This window comes from Deltaproteobacteria bacterium (assembly GCA_020848745.1).
Lineage (GTDB): Bacteria > Desulfobacterota > Binatia > UTPRO1 > UTPRO1 > UTPRO1.
On record JADLHM010000124.1, the window covers coordinates 1 to 2,678 of the forward strand.

Annotated in this window: 3 protein-coding genes; 2 read left to right on the top strand and 1 reads right to left on the bottom strand. The window is 71.7% G+C overall.

The features are described 5' to 3' along the window. Nucleotides 1-205 (bottom strand): hypothetical protein (locus IT293_18400; protein ID MCC6766633.1); only part of this gene is annotated, 205 nt, incomplete at its 3' end. A 148-nt stretch (nt 206-353) separates the two neighbouring features. Here IT293_18400 and ligD point away from each other — a divergent pair. Further along, nucleotides 354-2,306, top strand: coding sequence for a DNA ligase D (ligD, locus tag IT293_18405; protein ID MCC6766634.1), 1,953 nt, complete (start codon nt 354-356; stop codon nt 2,304-2,306). Between the two features lie 10 nt (nt 2,307-2,316). After that, nucleotides 2,317-2,678: endonuclease/exonuclease/phosphatase family protein (locus tag IT293_18410; protein ID MCC6766635.1), on the top strand; the 362-nt coding region annotated here is incomplete at its 3' end.

Here is a 2,678-nt window from a genome sequence, read left to right on the forward strand (position 1 = left end):
CGTCGAATGCCCGGCTGGCCCTGGTCGTACACTTGGCGTCGAGTACGCGCCCCTTGCCGACGGCCGTGGCGTGACACCCGAGGTCGGCGAGGACGCGCTTCCCCGTGGCGGCGAGCTTCGCGGCGGAGCATTTCGCGGCCGAGGCCGGTGCCGGGACGGTGAGGATCGCGAGCAGCATCGCGGCGGGTGCGAGTATGACGCGCATCGTTGGAGAGCCCATTTCGACCATGCGGCGTCGTGCACCGATGGCGCTGGCGGTGGCCATGCGAGGGGGGCGTTCAGAAGCAATGAACGGATGTTCATCGAGCCCGCGATGGAATCTTGCGTGGACGGCCGTTAGCCTCGCCGGTACGATGCCGCCTCGCCGTTCCAAGGCCGTGCTCCCGGCGCGGTTCGAACCCCAGCTCGCCACCCTGGTGAAGACCGCACCGGAAGGCGACGGGTGGCTCCACGAGATCAAGTTCGACGGCTACCGCATCGGCGCCCGGGTCGCGGACGGTGCGGTCACGCTCTTCACCCGCGCCGGCAACGACTGGACGACGAGCTTCGCGGAGGTACGCGGCGCAGTCGCGGCGTTGCCGGTCCGGCGCGCGCTCCTCGACGGCGAGGTCGCGGCCGTGCTCGCCGACGGGCGGACGAGCTTCCAGGCGCTCCAGCGATGGTTCTCGGGCGGACGGGCGACGCTCGTCTACTACGTCTTCGACCTCCTCCATCTCGACGGCGATGACGTGGCGCGCCTGCCGCTCGACGAGCGCAAGGCCCGGCTCGAAGGCGTGCTGCGCGGGCTCCCCGCCGACTCGCTGATACGCTATTCGGCCCATGTCGTCGGCGGTGGGCGGCGCTTCCTCGCGGCCGCCTGCGCGCGCGGGCTCGAAGGGATCGTCTCGAAGCGGCGCGACCGACCCTACGAGCCGGGACGGCGAGGCGGCTGGACCAAGAGCAAGTGCCTCCAGCGCCAGGAGCTCGTGATCGGCGGCTTCACCGATCCCGAGGGACAGCGGGGCGGGATCGGCGCGCTCCTCCTCGGGGTGTACGACGCGGCGGGGGCGCTGCGCTTCGCGGGCAAGGTCGGGACGGGCTTCTCGCGGAAGGGCGCCGACGAGCTGCGGGCGCAGCTCGACCGACTCGAGCGTTCGACCGCACCCTTCGTCGAGGTCCCGCGCGAAGCCCGTCGCTGGCGTACGCACTGGGTCGCGCCGACGCTCGTCGCCGAGGTGGCGTTCTCGGAGTGGACCGACGACGGCCGGCTCCGCCAGGCCTCGTTCCAGGGACTCCGCGCCGACAAGCCGGCCCGGGAGGTGGTGCGCGAACGACCCTTGGCGGAGGATGGCGGCGTGACGGCGAAGGGTCCGCCGCGCCGGACGCGCGGTACGGCGCGGGTGACGGCGGAAAAGGTCGCGGCGCATCCAAAAGGAACGGCGGTCGTGGAAGGTGTCCGTCTCACCCATCCCGGGCGCGTTCTCTATCCCGACCTCCCGCTCACCAAGCTCGACCTCGCGCGCTTCTACGAATCGATCGCCGATTGGGTCCTGCCGCACGTCGTCGGGCGGCCGCTCAGCCTGCTGCGCTGCCCCACCGGTCTCGGGAGCTGCTTCTACGTGAAGCACGCGGCCACCGCCGATCCCGGCGTGCTGCGCCGCATCCCGATCCGCGAGAAGGGCGCGATGCGCGAGTACGCCGTCGTCGACGACCTCGCGGGCCTCATGGCGCTCGTGCAGATGAGCATCCTCGAGATCCACACCTGGAACGCCCGCGCCGACGACCTGGAACACCCGGACCGCGTCATCATCGACCTCGATCCGGGCCCCGACGTGGCGTGGCCGCGCGTGCTCGGGGCCGCCGAGCTCGTGCGGGTCGCGTTCGAGGCGCTCGGTCTCCGGAGCTTCGTGAAGACGACGGGCGGGAAGGGACTCCACGTCGTCGCGCCGTTCCGGCCCGCGCGCGACTGGGAAACGTGCCTCGCCTTCGTGCGTGGCGTCTCGGAGGCGATCGTGCGCGAGGACCCGAAGACCTACACGACGACGCTGACGAAGCGCGGGCGCGAGAAGAAGATCCTGCTCGACTACTACCGCAACCACCGGGGCGCGACTGCGATCGCGGCGTATTCGACGCGGGCGCGCACGGGCGCGCCGGTGGCGGTGCCGCTCGCGTGGGACGAGCTCTCCCCGCGCCTCCGTTCGGACCACTTCACCGTCCGGAACCTCGCCGCCCGCCTGCGCCGCTTGAAGGACGACCCGTGGCGTGAATACTGGACCGTCCGCCAGCGCATCAGCGCCAGGGCGCTCGCGGCGGTCACGGGACGGTAAGGAGCACGCCATGAAGGTCGCGACCTGGAACGTGAACGGCATCCGCGCCCGCGAGGCGCAGGCCCTCGACTGGCTCGCGCGCGAGGCGCCCGACGTCGTCTGCCTGCAGGAGATCAAGGCGAAGCCCGAGCAGGTACCCGCGACGCTCGGCAACCTCGGCGGCTACTGGTGCTACTGGCACGGCGCCGGCGGCTATTCCGGGGTGGGCCTGCACCTCGCCAGGGCACGCTTCCCCGAGGCGCCCGCGTTCAGCCACCCCGAGTTCGACCACGAGACGCGCATCGTGCAGGCCGCCGTCGGCGACGTCGTGTTCGCCTCGGTCTACGTGCCGAACGGCGGCAAGGACTACGCCGCCAAGATCCGCTTCCTCAC

What these genes read in the sequence shown, in the direction of transcription:
- ligD (MCC6766634.1), top strand. Translation starts at nt 354, where the DNA reads ATGCCGCCTCGCCGTTCCAAGGCCGTGCTCCCGGCGCGGTTCGAACCC.